Source organism: Variovorax sp. FW305-3-2-15-B-LB1, assembly GCF_058787635.1.
Genome location: NZ_JBYSZY010000042.1, coordinates 33,364 through 53,977, shown reverse-complemented (window position 1 = coordinate 53,977; position 20,614 = coordinate 33,364). Strand labels below are relative to the sequence as shown.

At 67.7% G+C, this 20,614-nt stretch carries 17 protein-coding genes; 13 read left to right on the top strand and 4 right to left on the bottom strand.

The genetic code is table 11. The annotated features are described in order from the left end of the window. Nucleotides 1–878: PQQ-dependent sugar dehydrogenase (locus tag AC3WQR_RS22820; protein ID WP_492743847.1), on the top strand; the 878-nt coding region annotated here is incomplete at its 5' end. An 8-nt stretch (nt 879–886) separates the two neighbouring features. On the opposite strand, the gene AC3WQR_RS22815 is transcribed toward AC3WQR_RS22820, so the two are convergent. Together AC3WQR_RS22815 and AC3WQR_RS22810 are read right to left on the bottom strand one after the other, a co-directional pair. Then, nucleotides 887–1,687: an alpha/beta hydrolase gene (locus AC3WQR_RS22815; protein WP_492743845.1), complete on the bottom strand. Its 801-nt coding sequence runs from the start codon at nt 1,685–1,687 to the stop codon at nt 887–889. Nucleotides 1,688–1,697: 10 nt separating this feature from the next. Beyond that, a complete protein-coding gene (locus AC3WQR_RS22810) occupies nt 1,698–3,332 on the bottom strand; it encodes a 4-hydroxyphenylacetate 3-hydroxylase family protein (RefSeq protein ID WP_492743843.1) in 1,635 nt (544 codons plus the stop codon). 128 nt (nt 3,333–3,460) lie between these two features. Between AC3WQR_RS22810 and AC3WQR_RS22805 the strand changes: the two genes are divergently transcribed. The 8 genes from AC3WQR_RS22805 (at nt 3,461) to AC3WQR_RS22770 (ending at nt 14,495) form a co-directional block, all read left to right on the top strand. After that, nucleotides 3,461–4,147, top strand: coding sequence for a TetR/AcrR family transcriptional regulator (locus AC3WQR_RS22805; RefSeq protein ID WP_492743841.1), 687 nt, complete (start codon nt 3,461–3,463; stop codon nt 4,145–4,147). 12 nt (nt 4,148–4,159) lie between these two features. Continuing rightward, the gene (locus AC3WQR_RS22800; RefSeq protein WP_062480816.1) at nt 4,160–4,765 is read left to right on the top strand and encodes an isochorismatase family protein; all 606 of its coding nucleotides are present in this window, start codon (nt 4,160–4,162) and stop codon (nt 4,763–4,765) included. 150 nt (nt 4,766–4,915) lie between these two features. Beyond that, nucleotides 4,916–6,829 carry a propionate--CoA ligase gene (locus AC3WQR_RS22795; RefSeq protein WP_492743839.1) on the top strand — a complete coding sequence of 638 codons (1,914 nt, stop codon included), beginning with the start codon at nt 4,916–4,918 and terminating at the stop codon, nt 6,827–6,829. A gap of 195 nt (nt 6,830–7,024) precedes the next feature. After that, nucleotides 7,025–9,901 (top strand): 2-oxoglutarate dehydrogenase E1 component, encoded by a 2,877-nt coding sequence (locus AC3WQR_RS22790; protein ID WP_062480820.1) that lies wholly within the window; start codon nt 7,025–7,027, stop codon nt 9,899–9,901. Between the two features lie 54 nt (nt 9,902–9,955). Continuing rightward, nucleotides 9,956–11,209, top strand: a complete 1,254-nt coding sequence (gene odhB / locus AC3WQR_RS22785; protein WP_492743837.1) for a 2-oxoglutarate dehydrogenase complex dihydrolipoyllysine-residue succinyltransferase — start codon at nt 9,956–9,958, stop codon at nt 11,207–11,209. Nucleotides 11,210–11,228: 19 nt separating this feature from the next. Continuing rightward, nucleotides 11,229–12,659 carry a dihydrolipoyl dehydrogenase gene (gene lpdA, locus AC3WQR_RS22780; RefSeq protein ID WP_070061018.1) on the top strand — a complete coding sequence of 477 codons (1,431 nt, stop codon included), beginning with the start codon at nt 11,229–11,231 and terminating at the stop codon, nt 12,657–12,659. Nucleotides 12,660–12,741: 82 nt separating this feature from the next. Continuing rightward, a complete protein-coding gene (gene zapE, locus AC3WQR_RS22775) occupies nt 12,742–13,839 on the top strand; it encodes a cell division protein ZapE (protein ID WP_492743835.1) in 1,098 nt (365 codons plus the stop codon). Further along, the gene (locus tag AC3WQR_RS22770) at nt 13,836–14,495 is read left to right on the top strand and encodes a hypothetical protein (protein ID WP_492743833.1); all 660 of its coding nucleotides are present in this window, start codon (nt 13,836–13,838) and stop codon (nt 14,493–14,495) included. Before zapE ends, AC3WQR_RS22770 begins: the two co-directional genes overlap by 4 nt. A gap of 21 nt (nt 14,496–14,516) precedes the next feature. Here AC3WQR_RS22770 and AC3WQR_RS22765 read toward each other — a convergent pair whose 3' ends face one another. Beyond that, a complete protein-coding gene (locus AC3WQR_RS22765; protein WP_095745659.1) occupies nt 14,517–15,287 on the bottom strand; it encodes a PP2C family protein-serine/threonine phosphatase in 771 nt (256 codons plus the stop codon). 107 nt (nt 15,288–15,394) lie between these two features. On the opposite strand from AC3WQR_RS22765, the gene AC3WQR_RS22760 reads away from it, so the two are divergent. Both AC3WQR_RS22760 and yoaA read left to right on the top strand, forming a co-directional pair. Then, the gene (locus AC3WQR_RS22760) at nt 15,395–15,601 is read left to right on the top strand and encodes an HP1242/YdcH family protein (protein WP_062481953.1); all 207 of its coding nucleotides are present in this window, start codon (nt 15,395–15,397) and stop codon (nt 15,599–15,601) included. Then, nucleotides 15,598–17,679, top strand: coding sequence for a DNA repair helicase YoaA (gene yoaA / locus AC3WQR_RS22755; RefSeq protein ID WP_492743831.1), 2,082 nt, complete (start codon nt 15,598–15,600; stop codon nt 17,677–17,679). Before AC3WQR_RS22760 ends, yoaA begins: the two co-directional genes overlap by 4 nt. 21 nt (nt 17,680–17,700) lie before the next feature. On the opposite strand, the gene AC3WQR_RS22750 is transcribed toward yoaA, so the two are convergent. Continuing rightward, on the bottom strand, nt 17,701–18,510 hold the full coding sequence (locus AC3WQR_RS22750; protein WP_070061014.1) for an outer membrane protein assembly factor BamD: 810 nt from the start codon (nt 18,508–18,510) through the stop codon (nt 17,701–17,703). A 14-nt stretch (nt 18,511–18,524) separates the two neighbouring features. Here AC3WQR_RS22750 and AC3WQR_RS22745 point away from each other — a divergent pair, with 14 nt between their 5' ends. Both AC3WQR_RS22745 and scpB read left to right on the top strand, forming a co-directional pair. After that, complete coding sequence (locus tag AC3WQR_RS22745; RefSeq protein WP_492743829.1) at nt 18,525–19,550, top strand: RluA family pseudouridine synthase; 1,026 nt, start codon at nt 18,525–18,527, stop codon at nt 19,548–19,550. A gap of 128 nt (nt 19,551–19,678) precedes the next feature. Then, nucleotides 19,679–20,614: SMC-Scp complex subunit ScpB (scpB, locus tag AC3WQR_RS22740; protein ID WP_492743827.1), on the top strand; the 936-nt coding region annotated here is incomplete at its 3' end.

Below are 20,614 nucleotides of genomic sequence, written 5' to 3'. Positions count from 1 at the left end.
GGCAGGGCGGGCTGCTCGACGTGCTGGCCGACAGCGGCTTCGCGCAGAACCGCACCCTGTACTTCTGTTATTCGGAACCCGAGGCGGCCGGCGGATCGGCCAACAGCACCGCGCTCGCACGCGCGCGCCTGTCGGCCGACGGCACGAAGCTGGAAGCGCTGAAGGTCATCTTCAGCCAGAAGCCCAAGGTCGCGAGCCGCGCGCACTTCGGCTGCCGCATCGTCGAGGCCCGCGATGGGACTCTCTTTCTCACGCTCGGCGACCGCTTCAGCCGCAAGGACGACGCGCAGACGCTCGACAACCACCACGGCAAGGTGGTGCGCGTCGCCAAGGACGGCAGCGTGCCGAAAGACAATCCCTTCGTCGGCAAGCCGGGCGCGCTGCCCGAGATCTGGAGCTACGGCCATCGCAACAGCCAGGGCGCGATGCTCGCGCCCGACGGCCGCTTCTGGATGACGGAGCACGGCCCGCAGGGCGGCGACGAGATCAATATCCCGCGCGCCGGCGTCAACCACGGCTGGCCGGTGATCACCTATGGCGAGAACTACGGCGGCGGCAAGATCGGCGAGGGCATCACCCGCAAGGACGGCATGGAACAGCCGCTGCACTACTGGGTGCCGTCGATCGCGCCCTCGGGCATGGCCTTCCTGACTAGCGACCGCTACGGCGCCGCGTGGAAGGGCAACCTGTTCGTGGGCTCGCTGAAGTTCGGCTATCTCGACCGCATCGAACTGAAGGACGACAAGGTGGTCGCCGAGCACAAGCTGCTGGCCGATGGCCGCGCCCGCATCCGCGACGTGAAGCAGGGGCCGGACGGCCTGCTCTACGTGCTCACCGACGAGTCCGACGGCAAGCTGCTTCGCCTGCGGCCGAACTGAAGGGCGCCTCAGCCGGGGCAGCCCGGCAGCGGCAGCGTCGGCAGCAGGCGGCGCCAGAGCCGCCGCCACTCGGGCCAGTCGTGCCCGCCGTCGGTCGTGGCCACGCGTTCCGCCGGCAACGCCCCGGCCAGCAGCCGGTGGCTGAAGGCAAAGCGGTCGTCGAGCGCGTAGCCCAGGTACAGCGGCGGCCGGTCGCCGAAGGTGCGGGTGTGGCCGACGTAGCCGCGCAGCCATTGCCACAGCTGCGTGTCGCTGGGCGTGCGCGGGTCGCTGCCCGGCGGTGCGTCGAGGGGGCCGCGCCAGCGCGCCACGCCGCCGGCATTGGCGATGTCCTGGCTCAGCACGCGTTCGCCCAGGTAGGGCGCCAGCACGACCAGACCGGCGAGATCGCCAGGGTGCGTCTGGGCATACAGCAGTCCGCCGAAACCGCCGACCGAGATGCCTGCGATCCAGATCGCCTTGTAGCCCTGGCGGCGCGTCGGTGCGATCACGTCCCGATCCAGCCGGTCGAGGACGGTCTTGTTGCGGTAGTAGCCCATGTGGGCGTCGACGCGCAGGGTGTCGACCGCGAGCCGGTTCTCGTTCAGCGCGTCGATGAAGCCTTCGCGCACGAACTCCTCGGGCGCGGAGTACGCGCCGGGCAGCAGCACGATCAGCGTGTCGGCGCTGCGGGTGCAACTGCTCTTTTCCAGCGTGGTGGCCAGCGGCGCCTCGGCCGCGCGCAACCCGCCGCAACCGGCGAGCAGCAGCAGCGAGGCGGCGCCGAGGAGCAGGGCGAGGCGGCGGCGCAGGAGCGACAGGGTCTGCATCCGCCGGAGTCTAGGCGCCTGGGCGAGCGAGGGTCGGGATCGGCAGGTCGACCATCACGGGTTGTCCCGGCACGGTGCAGCCGGTGTCGCAGCACTTGCCGGGCTGGCGGTTCTTCGTGATGGCGCGGCGCGGGTCGTGCGGCGCGGCGGCCGGCGTGCCGTCGGCCGCGATGCCGCGCTCGAGCAGCCGCTCCACCAACTCGACCTTCGAGCCGACCGGGTAGTTGCGCCAGATCTCCTGCTTCATCGCCGCCGGCGAACCGCCGCCGTGCAGGCTGATCACGCTGTACCAGCCGCCCTGGTAGCCGGCCGTGAGGTCTTCGATGAAGCGCGCCGTCTCGATGCGCTGTTCGTAGGGAATGGCGGGGTTGGCGCGCAGCACGTCGGACAGCCGCGCCGCGGTCTCGGGGTTGTGGTCCTCGTCCGGGCCGGGCAGGGTGACGATCAGGCCGCCGCTCACGTAGTGCGCGATGCGGTGCATGTCGTAGATCTTAGTGGCGAGCAGCAGCTTGCCGATGTTGCTGAACACCGGGTCGGGCATGAAGACCTCGCAGTGGTCGTCGGCCTTGCCGTAGACGCTGGCCGCCACACCGCAGGCAAAGAAGCTCTCGGTGATGGTGATGAGCTCGACCATCTGCTCGCGCAGGTGGCTCTCCTTGCCGGGGTCGAAGCCGTTGGCCTCGCACATCAGCGCACCGGCGCCGATCAGCAGGTCGCCGAAGCCGGCGCGGGCCGCGATGCAGCTGTGGCGGTGGTGCGTGGCGTAGCTGTAGGTGAGGTGGCCCGAGTGCTCCCATTCGCCGGCGTAGAACACGCGCTCCCAAGGCACGAACACCCGGTCGAACATGCACACGCCGGTGCTCTGGCCGTACTTGCGGCTGAAGAGCGCATCACCGTGCTCCAGCTTCTCGCCGGGCCGCCCGGCCGGCCGCGCGACGATGGTGAGCCCGGGCGCATCGAGCGGCACGGCGCAGCAGACGGCGAAGTCGGCGTCTTCCTTGCCCATGTTGCGGCAGGGCATGACCAGCAACTCGTGCACGTACGGCGCGCCGGTCACGATGGCTTTGGTGCCCGAGATGACGATGCCGCGCGCGTTGCGCTGGACCACGTGCAGGTAGCTGTCGACGTTCGCCTGCTCGTGCGGCCGGCGGCTGCGGTCGCCCTTGGCGTCGGTCATGGCGACGCCCAGGGTCAGGTCCTGGTCCTGGATGCGGTGCAGGTAATTGTGGAAGCGCGCGGTGTGCTCGGTGCTGCCGCGCGCGTCGTCGATGCGCGCCGACACCTGCGCGATGGCGTTGAGCGCGTCGTGCGTCAGGTAGCGCTGGGCGCAGCCGGTTTCCTGGCACACGAGCCGCACGGCCTCGAGCTTGTTGAGCAGGTCGCCCGAGCTCGTGTTGATGTGCGAAAGGCGGTTCACCCGCTTGCCGCTGGTGTGCTGCACGGCGGTCATGAGCGGCGCGTACTCGGACTTCAGTGCGTGGTCGTAGGTGAGGGCGATGGCATTGATGCCGGGCTGGAAGGCCGGCTCGTCGGCCACGCTGGCGACGCGGCGGCCGTCGACGAACACGCTGGGCGTGTAGCGGCGCAGCGATTCACGGTAGTCGGCGCCGGACATGAGGAGGGCGTCGGAAGGCGGGGCATTCATGCGTGTTGTCTCCAGGGGCTCGTGGGGGTTTTTGGACCGTTTGGCACGAAGATTTAAACACTGTTCAATTTTTAGATCAATGTTAGAAAAAATGATCGGCGACCAGATCGAGGGCTATAGTCCCGCCCATGCACGCCAAGCTCCAACGCCGCCAGACCCTCACCGACGCGCGCCGCGCCCTGGTGCTCGACGCCGCCCGAACGGTGTTCGCGGAAGCCGGCATCGAGGGCGCGAGCATCCGTGAGATCGCCAAGAAAGCCGGGTACACGCCGGGCGCCATCTATTCGTACTTCGAGAGCAAGGAGGCGATCTACGCGGCCTTGCTCGACGAGTCGCTGCTGCGCCTGCAGGCCGCGGTGGCCGAGGTGGCGGTGTCCGAGGTCCGGCCCGACCAGACCCTGGCCGCCAAGGCCCAGGCCTGGTTCAACTTCTACGCGGCGAACCCGCGCGACCTCGACCTCGGCTTCTATCTGGTGCACGGCATGCGTCCCCGGGGACTGACGCACGCGCTCGATCACGAATTGAACGACCGCCTCTACGATGCCCTGCGCCCCTGCGAGGAGGCGCTGCTGGCGTTGGGCCTCGATGCCGACCTCGCGCAGCAGGAGAACACGGCGCTGTTCGCGCACGGCGTCGGCCTGCTGCTGATGCAGCACACGGGGCGCATCCGCATGTTCAGGCAGTCGGCCGATGCGCTGTTCAAGACCTACCTCGCGCAACTGGCACAGCGATCGACCCCTGTCGCAACAGCGGAAGACGCGGTGAAACCCGCGCTTTTCAGTGGTACGGTTCAGCCCAGTTCAACCGATACCTGAAAGAAGAAGTCCATGCTGCTCGACGCCACGCAATCCCAACTCGTCCTGGTCGATTACCAGGCGCGGCTGATGCCGGCGATCTTCGAAGGCGAAGCGGCGGCGCGCAACGCGGCGCGCCTGGGCCAGATGGCGCAATGGGTCGACGTGCCGGTCTGGGGCACCGAGCAGAACCCGTCCAAGCTGGGCGAGAACCTGCCCGAGATCCGCGCCTTCTGCCGCAAGACGCTGGCCAAGATGCATTTCAGCGGCGTGGAAGAGGGGCTCGGCGAATGGCTGCGTCCGCCCGCCAAGGCGGCACCGCAGGGCAACGCCCGCAGCCTGCCCAAGCACCTGCAGAAGCCCCCAGCCGCGGCCGAAGAGCGCAACACCATCGTCATCGCCGGTTGCGAAGCCCATGTCTGCCTGCTGCAGACCGCGCTCGACCTGCTCGAGGACGAGTTCGACGTGTGGGTCGTCACCGACGCCTGCAGTTCGCGCACCGAGCGCAACCGCGACGCGGCCTTCGACCGCCTGGCCGGCGCGGGCGCGGAGCTCGTGACCACCGAGATGGTCGGCTTCGAGTGGCTGCGCACCGCCGAGCATCCGGCGTTCCGCGACCTGCAGGCGCTGATCCGCTGATCTACTGAATTGCTGTCGAAGGGCGGCCCGGCAAGGGGGGCGCCCGGATTGCCGCGGCTGTCAGCTTCCCGCAAGATCGGTCCCCATAATTATGAATTCAGTTTCGGCGCGAGTCCGGAACGGCATCCATAAAACAGGAGACAGATCCCGATGAGCCGCTATGAAGAGTTCTACCGCCAGTCCGTCGACGCGCCCGAGGCCTTCTGGGCCGAGCAGGCGAAGCTGATCGACTGGCACACGCCCGCGCAGCAGATCCTCGACGCCAGCCAGCCGCCGTTCGCGCGCTGGTTCGTCGGCGGCACCACCAACCTGTGCCACAACGCCGTCGACCGGCACCTGGCCGATCGGGGCGACCAGTCGGCGCTGATCTTCGTGTCGACCGAGACCGGCACCGAGAAAAGCTACAGCTTCGCCGAGCTGCATGCCGAGGTGCAGCGCACCGCCGCCAGCCTCGTCGAACTGGGCGTGGGCAAGGGCGATCGCGTGCTCATCTACATGCCGATGATTCCCGAGGCCGCCTTCGCGATGCTGGCCTGCGCGCGCATCGGCGCCATTCATTGCGTGGTGTTCGGCGGTTTCGCCAGCGGCTCGCTGGCCACGCGCATCGAGGACGCCGAGCCCAAGGTGGTCGTGAGTGCCGACGCCGGTTCGCGCGGTGGCAAGGTCATCGCGTACAAGCCGCTGCTCGACGAAGCCATCCGCCTGTCGAAGCACAAGCCCGAGGCCGTGCTGCTGACCGACCGCGGCCTGGCGCCGATGACGCTGGTGGCCGGTCGCGACCATCTGGCGGGCGAACTGAGGCACAGGCACCTGGATGCGCAGGTGCCCTGCACCTGGCTCGAATCGACCGAGATCAGCTACACCATCTATACCAGCGGCACCACCGGCAAGCCCAAGGGCGTGCAGCGCGACGTGGGCGGCTACGCCGTGGCGCTGGCCGCGAGCATGAAGCACATCTTCGACGGCCGCCCCGGCGAAACCTACTTCTCGACCAGCGACATCGGCTGGGTCGTGGGCCACAGCTACATCGTCTACGGCCCGCTGATCGCGGGCATGGCCACCATCATGTACGAGGGTCTGCCCACGCAGGGCCTCGACCAGCAGCCTGACGGCGGCATCTGGTGGCGCCTGGTCGAGAAGTACAAGGTGACGGTGATGTTCAGCGCGCCCACCGCGGTGCGCGTGCTCAAGAAGCAGGACCCCGCGCTGCTCAAGAAGTACGACCTGTCGACCTTGCGCGCGCTGTTCCTGGCCGGCGAACCGCTGGACGAACCGACCGCGCGCTGGATCAGCGACGGCCTGGGCGTGCCGATCATCGACAACTACTGGCAGACCGAGTCGGGCTGGCCGATGATCACCATCGCCAACGGCGTGGAGGCCAAGCCCAGCAAGTTCGGCAGCCCCGGCGTGCCGATGTACGGCTACCGCATCAAGATCCTGCACGAGTCGACCGGCGAGGAGCTCACCGGCGCGAACGAGAAGGGCGTGGTCGTGGTCGAGGGCCCGACGCCGCCCGGCTTCATGCAGACCGTGTGGAAGGACGACGCCCGCTTCGTCAACACCTATTGGAAGAGCGTGCCGGGCAAGATGGTCTATTCGACCTTCGACTGGGGCATCCGCGATGCCGACGGTTACTTCTACATCCTGGGCCGCACCGACGACGTGATCAACGTCGCCGGCCACCGCCTGGGCACGCGCGAGATCGAGGAGAGCATCTCGGGCCATGCCAACGTGGCCGAAGTGGCCGTGGTCGGCGTGGCCGACACGCTCAAGGGGCAGGTGGCGATGGCCTTCGTCGTGCCGAAGGACGGCCTGGCCGTGACCGACGCCGATGCGGCGCTCAAGCTCGAGGGCGAGATCATGAAGGTCGTGGCCGACCAGCTCGGCGCTCTGGCGCGGCCCGCGCGCGTGCGCTTCGTGAGCGGCCTGCCCAAGACCCGCAGCGGCAAGCTGCTGCGCCGGGCGATCCAGGCCGTCTGCGAGCAGCGCGACCCGGGCGACCTGACCACCATCGACGATCCGGCCACGCTGCAGCAGATCAAACAGTTACTGTCCGCCACCTGACCGCGGGCGCGAATCGGGGTAGGGTTGCGGGCCTTGCGCAGCCGCGTTCTGTCGTCATATGGTTGACGTGGCACAATGCCAAGGTACTCAGGCCCTTCCCCAGCCACAGTCGCATCCGCCAATCGGTCCAGCCGTGTCGCGGAAGGTTTCTTAACCAACTCGTGCTTCCTCCAGGGAAGCGAAGGTCAGCGGATCATGAGCGATTCCTCTACGCCCACGGCGTACACCGCCTATCAAGGCAACACCTACCTCTTCGGCGGCAATGCGCCCTATGTCGAGGAGATGTACGAAAACTACCTCGCCAACCCCGGCAGCGTTCCCGACAACTGGCGCACGTATTTCGACGCCCTGCAGAACGTTCCCGCCGCCGACGGCACCAGCGCCCGCGACGTCCCCCACCTGCCGGTCATCAACGCCTTTGCCGAACTGGCCAAGCAGGGCACGACCCGTGTCGTGCAGGCCAGCGGCGCCGACTCCGAACTCGGCCGCAAGCGCACGGCAGTCCAGCAGCTGATCGCCGCCTACCGCAACGTCGGCGCCCGCTGGGCCGACCTCGACCCGCTCAAGCGCGCCGAGCGTCCCGCCATTCCGGAACTCGAGCCCTCGTTCTACGGTTTTGCCGACGCCGACCTCGAGACGGTGTTCAACACCAGCAACACCTTCTTCGGCAAGGAGACCATGTCGCTGCGCGACCTGCTCAATGCCCTGCGTGAAACGTACTGCGGCACGATGGGTGCCGAGTACATGTACACCACCGACCAGAACCACAAGCGCTGGTGGCAGCAGAAGCTCGAAAGCGCCCGCACGAACCCCAAGCTCAGCGCCGAGCAGAAGAAGCACGTGCTGAACCGCCTGACGGCCGCCGAAGGCCTCGAGCGCTTCCTGCACACCAAGTACGTCGGCCAGAAGCGCTTCTCGCTCGAAGGCGGCGAAAGCTTCATCGTCGCGATGGACGAGCTGATCAACCAGGCCGGCGTCAAGGGCGTGCAGGAAATCGTGATCGGCATGGCCCACCGCGGCCGCCTGAACGTGCTGGTGAACTCGCTGGGCAAGATGCCCGCCGACCTGTTCGCCGAGTTCGACCACACCGCCCCCGAAGACCTGCCCAGCGGCGACGTCAAGTACCACCAGGGCTTCAGCTCGGACGTGACCACCCCCGGCGGCCCGGTCCACCTGAGCCTGGCGTTCAACCCCTCGCACCTGGAAATCGTGAACCCCGTGGTCGAAGGCTCGGTGCGTGCCCGCATGGACCGCCGCGGCGACCCGCTGGGCAAGCAGGTGCTGCCCGTGATCGTGCACGGCGATGCCGCCTTCGCAGGCCAGGGCGTCGTGATGGAAACGCTGGCACTGGCCGAAACCCGTGGTTATTCCACCGGCGGCACGGTGCACATCGTCATCAACAACCAGATCGGCTTCACCACCAGCGACCCGCGCGACAGCCGCTCGACGCTGTACTGCTCGGACATCGTCAAGATGATCGAAGCGCCGGTGCTGCACGTGAACGGCGACGACCCCGAAGCCGTGGTGCTCGCCACCCAGTTCGCTCTTGATTTCCGCATGGAATTCCAGAAGGACGTGGTCGTCGACATCATCTGTTTCCGCAAGCTGGGCCACAACGAGCAGGACACGCCTTCGCTCACCCAGCCGCTGATGTACAAGAAGATCGCGGCCCACCCTGGCACGCGCAAGCTGTACGCCGACAAGCTGGCCGCGCAAGGCCTGGGCGACACGCTCGGCGACGACATGGTCAAGGCGCAGCGCGCCGCCTTCGACGAAGGCAAGAACACCGTCGACCCCGTGCTCACCAACTTCAAGAGCAAGTACGCCGTCGACTGGAGCCCGTACCTCAACAAGAAGTGGACCGACGCCGGCGACACCGCCATTCCCTCCGCCGAGTGGAAGCGCCTGGCCGAGCGCATCACCAAGGCACCCGAGAACTTCACCGTGCACCCGCTCGTGAAGAAGGTGCTGGACGACCGCGCAGCCATGGGCCGTGGCGACGTCAACGTCGACTGGGGCATGGGCGAGCACATGGCCTTCGCCTCGCTGGTGGCCAGCGGCTACCCGGTGCGCCTGTCGGGTGAAGACTCGGGCCGCGGCACGTTCACGCACCGCCACGCGGTGCTGCACGACCAGAACCGCGAGAAGTTCGACACCGGCACCTACACGCCGCTGCAGAACGTGGCCGAGAACCAGGCCCCGTTCGTCGTCATCGACTCGATCCTGTCCGAAGAAGCCGTGCTGGCCTTCGAATACGGCTACGCCTCGAACGACCCCAACACGCTCGTCATCTGGGAAGCCCAGTTCGGCGACTTCGTGAACGGCGCGCAAGTGGTGATCGACCAGTTCATCGCCTCGGGCGAAGTGAAGTGGGGCCGCGTCAACGGCATCACGATGATGCTGCCGCACGGCTACGAAGGCCAGGGCCCCGAGCACAGCTCGGCACGCCTGGAGCGCTTCATGCAGCTGAGCGCCGACACCAACATGCAGGTGGTGCAGCCCACCACGGCCAGCCAGATCTTCCACATCTTGCGTCGCCAGATGGTGCGCAACCTGCGCAAGCCGCTGATCATCCTCACGCCCAAGTCGCTGCTGCGCAACAAGGACGCGACCTCGCCGCTGTCCGAGTTCACCAAGGGCAGCTTCCAGACCGTCATTCCCGACAGCAAGGGTCTGAAGGCCGAGAAGGTCAAGCGCCTGATCGCCTGCTCGGGCAAGGTCTACTACGACCTGGCCAAGAAGCGCGAAGAGCAGGGCAGCGACGACGTGGCGATCATCCGCGTCGAGCAGCTCTATCCGTTCCCGCACAAGGCGTTCGCCGCCGAGGTCAAGAAGTACCCCAACCTCGTGGACATCGTGTGGTGCCAGGACGAGCCGCAGAACCAGGGCGCCTGGTTCTTCGTGCAGCACTACATCCACGAAAACATGCAGGAAGGCCAGAAGCTCGGCTACTCCGGCCGTGCCGCTTCGGCATCGCCTGCCGTCGGCTACTCGCACCTGCACCAGGAACAGCAGAAGGCGCTGGTCGATGGCGCATTTGGCAAGCTCAAGGGCTTCGTGCTGACCAAGTAAGAACCGTCCCTTTTCACACGAACACCCTCAAGAACAAAACGGAGCTCACTCCAAATGTCTATCGTAGAAGTCAAAGTCCCCCAGCTTTCCGAATCCGTGGCCGAGGCCACCATGCTCACGTGGAAGAAGAAAGCCGGCGAAGCCGTCGCCGTCGATGAAATCCTGATCGAGATCGAAACCGACAAGGTCGTGCTCGAAGTGCCCGCACCCTCGGCTGGCGTGCTGGTCGAGATCGTTCAGCCCGACGGCGCCACCGTGGTGGCCGAGCAGCTGATCGCCAAGATCGACACCGACGGCAAGGCCGCCGCCGCACCCGCTGCTGCTGCAGCCCCCGCCGCCGCACCGGCCGCTGCTGCTCCCGCAGCGGCAGCCGCCGCCACCGGCGGTTCGAAGGCCGACGTGGCCATGCCCGCCGCCGCCAAGCTGCTGGCCGACAACAACCTGAAGACCAGCGACGTGGCTGGCACGGGCAAGGATGGCCGCGTGACCAAGGGCGACGTGCTCGGCGCCGTGGCTGCCGGCGCCAAGCCTGCCGCCACCATCGCCGCACCGGCTGCCAAGCCCGCGCTGCAACAGGTGGCTGCGCCTGCCGCGCCTGACCTGGGCGAGCGCCCGGAACAGCGCGTGCCGATGAGCCGCCTGCGCGCGCGCATCGCCGAGCGCCTGATCCAGTCGCAATCGACCAACGCCATCCTGACCACCTTCAACGAAGTGAACATGGCCCCGGTCATGGACCTGCGCAAGAAGTTCCAGGACGCGTTCACCAAGGAACACGGCGTGAAGCTCGGCTTCATGAGCTTCTTCGTGAAGGCCGCCGTGCACGCCCTGAAGAAGTACCCGGTGCTCAACGCCTCGGTCGACGGCAACGACATCCTGTACCACGGCTACTTCGACATCGGCATCGCCGTCGGTTCGCCGCGCGGCCTGGTGGTGCCCATCCTGCGCAATGCAGACCAGATGAGCTTCGCCGACATCGAGAAGAAGATCGCCGAGTACGGCAAGAAGGCACAGGACGGCAAGCTGGGCATTGAAGAAATGACCGGCGGCACGTTCTCCATCTCCAACGGCGGCACCTTCGGCTCGATGCTCTCGACCCCGATCATCAACCCGCCCCAGTCGGCCATCCTGGGCGTGCACGCCACCAAGGACCGCGCCGTGGTCGAAAACGGCCAGATCGTCGTTCGCCCGATGAACTACCTCGCCATGAGCTACGACCACCGCATCATCGACGGCCGCGAAGCCGTGCTGGGCCTGGTCGCCATGAAGGAAGCGCTGGAAGATCCGTCGCGCCTGCTGTTCGACATCTGATCCGGGGAGCAAGAACCAGATGGCAAACAAGCAATTCGACGTCGTCGTCATCGGCGGCGGTCCTGGCGGCTACATCGCGGCGATCCGCGCTGCGCAGCTCGGCTTTAACGTGGCCTGCATCGACGAGTGGAAGAACGGCAAGGGCGGCCCCGCACCGGGCGGCACCTGCACCAACGTCGGCTGCATCCCCTCGAAGGCGCTGCTGCAATCGTCGGAGCACTTCGAGCAGGCCGGTCACCACTTCGCGGACCACGGCATCAAGGTCGAAGGTCTCGGCCTGGACATCGACAAGATGCTGGCCCGCAAGGACCAGGTCGTGAAGCAGAACAACGACGGCATCCTGTACCTGTTCAAGAAGAACAAGATCAGCTTCTTCCACGGCCGCGGTTCGTTCGTGAAGGCGGACGAAGCCGGCTACGAGATCAAGGTGGCGGGCGCCGCTGAAGAATCGATCAGCGGCAAGCACATCATCGTCGCCACGGGCTCCAACGCCCGCGCGCTGCCGGGCACGCCGTTCGACGAGGAAAACATCCTCTCGAACGACGGCGCGCTGCGCATCGGTGCGGTGCCCAAGAAGCTGGGCCTGATCGGCTCGGGCGTCATCGGCCTCGAAATGGGCTCGGTGTGGCGCCGCCTCGGTGCCGAGGTCACGGTGCTCGAAGCACTGCCGACCTTCCTGGGCGCTGTGGACGAGCAGATCGCCAAGGAAGCCAAGAAGGCCTTCGACAAGCAGAAGCTCAAGATCGAACTCGGCGTCAAGGTCGGCGAGATCAAGTCGTCCAAGAAGGGCGTGAGCGTCGCCTGGACCAACGCCAAGGGCGAAGCCCAGACGCTGGAAGTCGACAAGCTGATCGTCTCGATCGGCCGCGTGCCCAACACCATCGGCCTGAACGCCGAAGCCGTGGGCCTGAAGCTGGACGAGCGCGGCGCCATCGCCGTGGACGACGACTGCAAGACCAGCCTGCCCAACGTGTGGGCCATCGGCGACGTGGTGCGCGGCCCGATGCTGGCGCACAAGGCCGAGGAAGAAGGCGTGGCGGTGGCGGAGCGCATCGCGGGCCAGCATGGCCACGTGAACTTCAACACCGTGCCGTGGGTGATCTACACCAGCCCCGAGATCGCATGGGTCGGCCAGACCGAGCAGCAGCTCAAGGCCGCGGGCCGCGCCTACAAGGCCGGCACCTTCCCGTTCCTGGCGAACGGCCGCGCACGTGCGCTGGGCGACACGACCGGCATGGTCAAGTTCCTGGCCGACGCCGCCACGGACGAGATCCTGGGCGTGCACATCGTGGGCCCGCAGGCCAGCGAGCTGATCTCCGAAGCCGTCGTGGCGATGGAGTTCAAGGCCAGTGCCGAAGACATCGCGCGCATCTGCCATGCGCACCCGTCGCTGTCGGAAGCCACCAAGGAAGCGGCCCTGGCCGTGGACAAGCGCACGCTCAACTTCTGATCTCCGGTTCTTGAGCGAACCCGGCCCCGATCGACCCTCGCGGGGCGGTCGGGGCTCTCCATTTTTGAAGCGATCCGATCCCTTGAGCGTCAAACAGGCTTACGAAGCGGAACTCGCGGCACGCGGGTTCAAGAGCGATCCCGCACAACTGGCGGCCGTCGAGGCGCTCGACCGCTGCGCCACCGAGTGGGGCGAGTACAAGGCCCGGCGCTCCAATGCGCTGAAGAAGCTCATCAACCGGCCGGAGCTGCCGCGCGGCGTCTACATGTACGGCGGCGTGGGGCGCGGCAAGAGCTTCCTGATGGACCTGTTCTTCAACGCCGTGCCGCTGCGGCGCAAGACGCGCCTGCACTTCCACGAGTTCATGCGCGAAGTGCACCGCGAGCTGCGCGACCTGCAGGGCACCGTGAACCCGCTCGACGAGCTGGGACTGCGCATCTCCAAGCGCTACAAGCTGATCTGCTTCGACGAGTTCCACGTCGCGGACATCACTGACGCGATGATCCTGCACCGGCTGCTCGTGGCGCTGTTCGACAACGGCGTGGGCTTTGTCACCACCTCGAACTTCAAGCCCGACGACCTGTACCCCGGCGGCCTGCACCGCGACCGCATCCTGCCCGCCATTGCACTGCTCAACCAGAAGCTCGAGGTGCTGAGCGTGGACAACGGCACCGACTACCGGCGCCGCACGCTGGAGCAGCTGCGCATGTACCTCACGCCGAACGATGCGGCGGCCGAGAAGGAAATGCGCTACGCCTTCGACAAGCTGGCCGAGACGGCCGACGAGAACCCGATCCTGCACATCGAGCAGCGCGAGATCCGCGCACTGCGCAAGGCCGGCGGCGTGGTGTGGTTCGACTTCAAGACGCTGTGCGGCGGCCCGCGCTCGCAGAACGACTACCTCGAGATCGCGAGCCAGTTCCACACCGTGCTGCTGTCCGACGTGCCGCACATGCCGGTGCGCATGGCCTCGGAAGCACGCCGTTTCACCTGGCTGGTCGACGTCTTGTACGACCGGCGCTGCAAGCTCATCATGTCGGCCGAGGTTCCGCCCGAGGCGTTGTACACCGAGGGGCCGCTGGCGCACGAGTTTCCGCGCACGGTGTCCCGGCTCACCGAAATGCAGTCGAGCGAATTCCTCGCCCTGGAACGCCGCATCGTCGACACCCGACTCACATGAAAAAAACCGCTCTTGCCCTGTTCCTGGCCTTGGCCAGCCTGCCGCTGTGGGCCCAGTCCAATGCGGCGGCGGGCAACGCCGACCTCGAAGCCGAACGCAGCCGCCTGGCGGCCGAGCGCGAGGTCATCGAGTCGCGCTACACGAAGGAGCGCGCGGCCTGCTACAAGAAGTTCGCGGTCGAAGACTGCCTGCGCGAAAGCCGCAGCCGCCGTCGCAAGGAAACCGACCACATCAAGCGGCAGGAAACCGCGATCAACGACATCCAGCGCCAGCGCAGCGGCGCGGCCGAGCTGCAGAAGCTCGACCAGAAGGCCGCCACCCAGCGCCCGCAGGATTCGCGCGAACAGCGCGAGAAGTCGCAGGAAGACCAGAAGGCGCGAGAGCAGCGCGCCGCCGACCATGCCGCGAGCCGGGCCGCGACCGCGGCCGACGCGGCCGAGCGCCAGCGCCAGTTCGAGAACAAGCAGAAGGCCCACGCCGACGAACAGGCCAAGGCGGCCCAGCGCCGCGCCGAAGCGCCGGCCGCGACCACGCGCTTCGAGGACAAGCAGAAGCGGGCGGCGGAACACCGCGCCAACCGCGAACGCCAGAACGCCGAGCGCACCAAGCCGCGCGGCGCACCGTTGCCACCGGCACCGGCGGCTTCCTCGCCCTGATCCTTGAAAGAGGGCGGGCGCTCAGGCCGCCGCGGGCAGCCGGTCGAGCTTGAGCACCGCGATCGAGATGTTGTCGCCCGTGCCGCGCGCACGGCGCCGCGCTTCTCCCACCAGGATTTCCACTGCGTCGCGCGGCGGCTGCGCGTACAGCACGCTGGCCAGTTCCTCGGGTGAGAAGTAGTGCCACAGGCCGTCGCTGCAGGCCATCAGCAGGTCGCCCGGCTGCAGCTTGGCGATGTGGTGCGGATCGACGGGCGGCGGCGTGGTCGTCATGCCCAGGCAACCCAGCAGGATGTTGCCCTGCGGATGGATGTTGGCCTCGGCCTCGCTGATCTGGCCGCGATCGACCAGCGCCTGCACGTACGAATGGTCGCGCGTGCGCTTGACCAGCGCGCCGTCGTTGAAGTGATAGATGCGCGAGTCGCCCGCATGGATCCAGGCGCAGTCGCCCTTGGGGTTCATCAGGAAGGCGGCCAGCGTGCTGTGCGGCTCCTGCTCGCTCGACAGCGCCGTGAGCTTGATCACCGTGTGGGCGTCTTCGAGCAGCTGGCGCAGCACGACGGCAGGGTCGTCGCGCTCGGGGCTGTAGCGGGTGAAGAGCTGGCGCGCGGTCATCAGCACCTGGTCGGACGCCTTGCGCCCGCCGCTGCGTCCGCCCATGCCGTCGGCGATGACACCGAGCACGCAGCCCGGCGTGCGGGGGTGGCTCATCAACAGCACCTGGTCCTGCTGGTAGGGGCGATCCCCCTTGTGGAGGCCGGTGGCGGCGGCGAGTCGAAAGCCTTGGGTCATGAGCGCTGGGGCGCCAGAGGCGCGCTTTCTGTCTTCTCTGGGGTTCGTGTCAGGACGTATTATCGAATGAACACGCGCGGCCCCATGCGGCACGCGCACCCCCACCGTTGGACTCCAATCTTCATTCCCTTTCCCGTCAGCTGATCGAGCTGCGCATTGCGCATGCCGACCTCGACGCCACCATCGACCGGCTCTCGGAAGACGGCACGCCGCAGGACGAACTGCTGATGCGCCGCCTGAAAAAGCGTCGCCTCGCCCTGCGCGACCAGATCGCCCAGCTCGAGAACGCGCTCGACCCGAAAGAGCCGGCGTGACGTCGCCGCTCGAAAACCAGGTGCGCGATGCGTTCGCGCAGGACGGGGTGCTGTCGCAGGCCGCCGAGCAGTTCCGCGAGCGCGGCGGCCAGACCGAGATGGCGATGGCCGTGGCCCGCACCATCTCCGACGGCGGCATGCTCGTGGTCGAGGCCGGCACGGGCGTGGGCAAGACCTTCTCGTACCTCGTGCCGGCGCTGCTGAGCGGCGAGCGCGTGCTGCTCTCGACCGCCACCAAGACCTTGCAGGACCAGCTGTTCGGCCGCGACCTGCCGCGCCTCGTCGAGGCCTTCGCACTGCCGATACGCACGGCGCTGCTGAAAGGGCGGGGCAGCTACCTGTGCCTGCACCGCCTCGACATGGCGCGCCACGACGCCTCGCTGCCTGAGCGCGGCAGCCTGCGCACGCTGGCGAAGATCGAGCAGTGGTCGAAAGCCACGCGCACCGGCGACCTCGCCGAACTGCCGGGGCTCGACGAACGCTCGCCGCTGATTCCGCTGATCACCTCCACGCGCGAGAACTGCCTGGGCGCGCAATGCCCGCAGTTCAAGGCCTGCCACGTCAACCTGGCGCGGCGCGAGGCGCTGGCGGCCGACATCGTGGTCATCAACCACCACCTGTTCTTTGCCGACCTCGCGGTGCGCGAGACCGGCATGGCCGAGCTGCTGCCGACCGTGAGCGTCGTCGTGTTCGACGAGGCGCACCAGCTCAACGAGACCGGCGTGCAGTTCCTGGGCGCGCAGCTCGGCAGCGGGCAGGCGCTCGACTTCGCGCGCGACATGCTTGGCGCGGGCCTGCAGCATGCGCGCGGGCTGGTCGACTGGCAGCAGCTGGTGGCGGCGGTCGAACGCGCGGCGCGCGAGCTGCGGCTGGTGGTCGGCAAGCAATGGCCGGGCGCCAAGCTGCGCTGGATCGGCCCGGCCCCCGAGGGCGTGAATGCCGACGCCTGGCAGGGCGCACTCGACGACCTGCAGGACGCCTTCGTGCTGGCCGCCGACGGGCTGGACACGGTGAGCGAAATCTCGCCCGACTTCGTGCGCCTGCACGAGCGCGCGCGTCAGCTCGCCAAGCGCACGGCGCGCTTCGCGCAGCCGTGCGAACTCGACTCGGTGCGCTGGGTCGACGTGGGCACGCAGCTGCGGCTGATCGAGTCGCCGCTCGACATCGCGGATGCGATGCGCAAGCGGGTGCTCAAGCTGGCCGACGAGCCCGTGGAGTCCGACTTGCCCTACGGCGACGACGAGGAAGACCCGGAGCACGGCGCCGTCCCGCCGCCTCCGCAGGAAGACAGCCGCCGCGCCTGGGTCTTCACCTCCGCCACGCTGGGTGACGACCCGACGCTGCGCTGGTTCACCGAACCCTGCGGCCTGCGCGATGCCGAAGTGCTGCGTGTGCAAAGTCCGTTCGACTACGCCTCGCAGGCAGCGATCTACGTGCCGCGGGCCTTTCCGAAGCCCAACGATCCCACGCACAGCCAGCAGGTGGCCAAGCTGGCCGCCCACGGCGCCGCCGAACTCGGCGGGCGCACGCTGGTTCTGACCACCACGCTGCGCGCGCTGCGCACCATCGGCGATGCGATGCGCCAGCAGTTCGAGCTGCTCCAGACAGAAGCACGGCCCGAGGTGCTGGTGCAGGGCGAGCTGCCCAAGCGCGTGCTCATGGACCGCTTTCGCGAAGGCGCGAGTAACGGGCGCGCGGGCTGCGTGCTGGTGGCGTCGGCGTCGTTCTGGGAAGGCTTCGATGCGCCGGGCGACGCGCTGCAGTTCGTGGTGATCGACAAGCTGCCGTTCCCGCCGCCCAACGATCCGCTGGTGGAGGCCCGCTCGCAGCGGCTCGAAGCGCAGGGGCGCAGCTCGTTCAGCGATTACTCGCTGCCCGAAGCGGCCGTGGCATTGAAGCAGGGGGCGGGGCGCCTCATTCGCCGTGAAACCGACAGCGGCGTGCTCGCGATCTGCGACACGCGCCTCGTGGCGATGGGCTATGGCCGGCGGCTGCTGGCGGCGTTGCCGCCGATGCGCCGGCTGGAAACCGAAGCGGATTTCGAGAGCGCGATCGATGCGCTCAGGAAACCCTATTGATATCTACCGGGTGGCGCTGGATTACCAGAGCTTCCACCAGGGGTCGGTGCTGCCCTTGAAGCCGTTCGCCAGGTAGGTGCTCTGCGGATAGTTGGTGGTCAGCACGCGTTGTGCATCGTCGCGCAGGTCCTTCATGCCGAGCGCGTCGTACGACTTCACCATGATGTACAGGGCTTCTTCGAGCGCCGGCACTTCGCGGTAGTCGGACAGCGCGATCTGTGCCCGGTTGATGGCCGCCAGGTAGGCGCCACGCGAGTAGTAATAGCGGGCCACGTGAACTTCGTACTGCGCGAGCGAGTTCACGATGTAGTTCATGCGCTGACGCGCGTCGGGCGCGTAGCGCGACTCGGGGAAGCGCGTCACGAGGTCACGGAAGGATTCGAACGATTCCTTGGCGGCCTTCTGGTCGCGCTCGGACAGGTCCTGGCGCGTCAGGAACGCGAACATGCCCAGGTCGTCGTTGAAGTTGATCACGCCCTTCAGGTAGAGCGCGTAGTCGAACGCCGGGCTGGCCGGATGCAGCTTCATGAAGCGGTCGAGCGTGGCGATGGCGTTGGCCTTTTCGCCGGCCTTGTGCTGGGCGTAGGCCTTTTCGAGCTGGGCCTGCTGGGCCAGCGGCGTGCCGGCGGCACGGCCTTCGAGCTTCTCGTACAGCGGCACTGCCTTGTCGTAGGCGCCGGAGCCGACTTCGTCCTTGGCTTCCGAGTAGATGCGGTTGGGGCTCCAGTTCGCGGTCTTGTCTTCCTTGGTGGTGGAACCGCAACCGGCGACGAGAAGGGCCGCCGCGCTGAGCGCGATCCAGGCAGGGACCGATAATTTGGCGCGAAACATCACATACGGCTTTCGTGAAACAGTTGCCCTCAATTATATCGACCGACCCCCTGACCGATCCCCCGGAAGGGCCTGAACCTGAAGAGGGCGCCGATCTCGCGGAGCCCAGCGAGCTGCGGCCCTTCGCCATTGACCAAGCGCAGCACGGGCAGCGGCTCGACCGCGCCCTGGCGGCGCTGGTGCCCGAGTTTTCGCGCAGTTACCTTCAGCAACTCATTGAGGCCGGCGCCGTCGAGCTGCAAGGGCGCACGCTCACCAAGGTTTCTGCCACGGTGCGCGTCGGCCAGTCGGGGCGCATCGAACTGCGGCCCACGCCCCAGAGCCAGGCCTTCCGGCCCGAGGCGATGGCGCTGGTCACGGTCCACGAAGACGAGCACCTGCGGATCATCGACAAGCCGGCCGGCCTGGTGGTGCACCCGGCGCCGGGCCACTGGAGCGGCACGCTGCTGAACGGACTGCTGGCGCTCGACCCGAAGGCCGTGCTGCTGCCGCGCGCGGGCATCGTGCACCGCCTCGACCGCGACACCAGCGGCCTGATGGTGGTGGCGCGCACGCGGGCCGCGATGGACGCCATGGTGGCGCTGATCGCCGCGCGCGACGTGAAGCGCCAGTACCTGGCGATGGGACACAAGGCCTGGGAAGGCGCGGCGGCCCGGCAGGTCGATGCGCCGATCGGCCGCGATCCGCGCAACCGCCTGCGCATGGCCGTGGTCGACCTGGAGCGCCACGCGGGCAAGACCGCGCGCACCTTGATTGAACGGCTCGACAGCCACACCGACGGCTGCGCGGTGCGCTGCACGCTCGAAACCGGCCGCACCCACCAGATCCGCGTGCACATGGCGTCGATCGGCCATCCGCTGGTCGGCGACGCGCTGTATGGCGGCGCGCCCGCGGCGGGCCTGTCGCGGCAGGCGCTGCATGCGTTCCGGCTGGCGTTCGTGCATCCCGTCACGCAGCAGGCGATGGAGTTCCGCTCGCCGCCGCCGCCCGATCTGGCGCAGGCTTTGCAGACCTGGGGGCTGGATTACAATCGCGCCTGACGGCCCGAGGGCCGCGCCGGCCACCCGATGCCGGCCTTGCGTTGCACTCGCCGCGTGCCGGCAACGCCTACCCCTTCCATCCATCTGAACAAGCGTCGCCAGGCGCCTTTTTCCGGATAACGCGAACCATGAATACGGCGGATGCCAAGCGCATTCTCGAAACCGCCTTGATCTGTTCGAGCCAGCCGCTGCCGGTGCGCGACATGCGCGTGCTGTTCGACGACGAGCTGGGCGTGGACACGATCAAGGTGCTGTTGCTCGAACTGCAGGAAGACTGGGCGCAACGCGGCCTGGAGCTGGTGAGCGTCGGCAGCGGCTGGCGTTTCCAGAGCCGGCCCGAGATGCGCGATGCCCTCGATCGCCTGCATCCCGAGAAGCCGCCGCGCTACACGCGCGCCGCGCTCGAGACGCTGGCCATCATTGCCTACCGGCAGCCGGCCACGCGCGGCGACATGGAAGACATCCGCGGCGTCACGATCAACTCCCTGATCCTGAAGCAGCTCGAAGACCGCGGCTGGGTCGAGGTGATCGGCCACCGCGAAACCGTTGGCCGGCCCGCGCTCTACGCGACCACCCGCCAGTTCCTCGACGACCTGGGGTTGGCCTCGCTGGACCAGCTGCCGCTGGTGGAAACGCCTGCGCAGCAGGCGGCGCTGGTTGACGCACTGCAGCAGGCCGCGGGCGACCAGCCAGGGCTGCCGATCGACGGCGATGTCGCGGAAGAGGCCGTTGCGGAATCTGCTGAGGCCGCAACGCCGGCAGATGAAGAAGGCGTGCAGGCGGAACTCGCCGTGGTCGATGCGCCGCCCGAGTTGGCTGAGCTGGCAGAAGTCGTCTCGACCGATGCGGCGGAGTTTGCCGAAGAGGTGGTGGCGATCGCCGAGGCCGCCGAGCCCGTCGATGAGGCGTTGCCTGTGTCCGCGCCAGAAACCGGCGAGCCGCCCGCCGAACCCGAAGTGGCCGCCGCGCCCGAAGAACCCGAATCCGACGTCCCGTCCCCCGCAGCGGACGAGACCGACCCCCCCCCCCCCCACGACCTGGACGAACGTGCTGACACGCGCCGC

What these genes read in the sequence shown, in the direction of transcription:
- AC3WQR_RS22750 (WP_070061014.1), bottom strand. Translation starts at nt 18,510, where the DNA reads ATGTTTCGCGCCAAATTATCGGTCCCTGCCTGGATCGCGCTCAGCGCG.
- AC3WQR_RS22795 (WP_492743839.1), top strand. Translation starts at nt 4,916, where the DNA reads ATGAGCCGCTATGAAGAGTTCTACCGCCAGTCCGTCGACGCGCCCGAG.
- AC3WQR_RS22790 (WP_062480820.1), top strand. Translation starts at nt 7,025, where the DNA reads ATGAGCGATTCCTCTACGCCCACGGCGTACACCGCCTATCAAGGCAAC.
- AC3WQR_RS22815 (WP_492743845.1), bottom strand. Translation starts at nt 1,687, where the DNA reads ATGCAGACCCTGTCGCTCCTGCGCCGCCGCCTCGCCCTGCTCCTCGGC.
- AC3WQR_RS22770 (WP_492743833.1), top strand. Translation starts at nt 13,836, where the DNA reads ATGAAAAAAACCGCTCTTGCCCTGTTCCTGGCCTTGGCCAGCCTGCCG.
- odhB (WP_492743837.1), top strand. Translation starts at nt 9,956, where the DNA reads ATGTCTATCGTAGAAGTCAAAGTCCCCCAGCTTTCCGAATCCGTGGCC.
- lpdA (WP_070061018.1), top strand. Translation starts at nt 11,229, where the DNA reads ATGGCAAACAAGCAATTCGACGTCGTCGTCATCGGCGGCGGTCCTGGC.
- AC3WQR_RS22805 (WP_492743841.1), top strand. Translation starts at nt 3,461, where the DNA reads ATGCACGCCAAGCTCCAACGCCGCCAGACCCTCACCGACGCGCGCCGC.
- AC3WQR_RS22800 (WP_062480816.1), top strand. Translation starts at nt 4,160, where the DNA reads ATGCTGCTCGACGCCACGCAATCCCAACTCGTCCTGGTCGATTACCAG.
- AC3WQR_RS22810 (WP_492743843.1), bottom strand. Translation starts at nt 3,332, where the DNA reads ATGAATGCCCCGCCTTCCGACGCCCTCCTCATGTCCGGCGCCGACTAC.
- AC3WQR_RS22765 (WP_095745659.1), bottom strand. Translation starts at nt 15,287, where the DNA reads ATGACCCAAGGCTTTCGACTCGCCGCCGCCACCGGCCTCCACAAGGGG.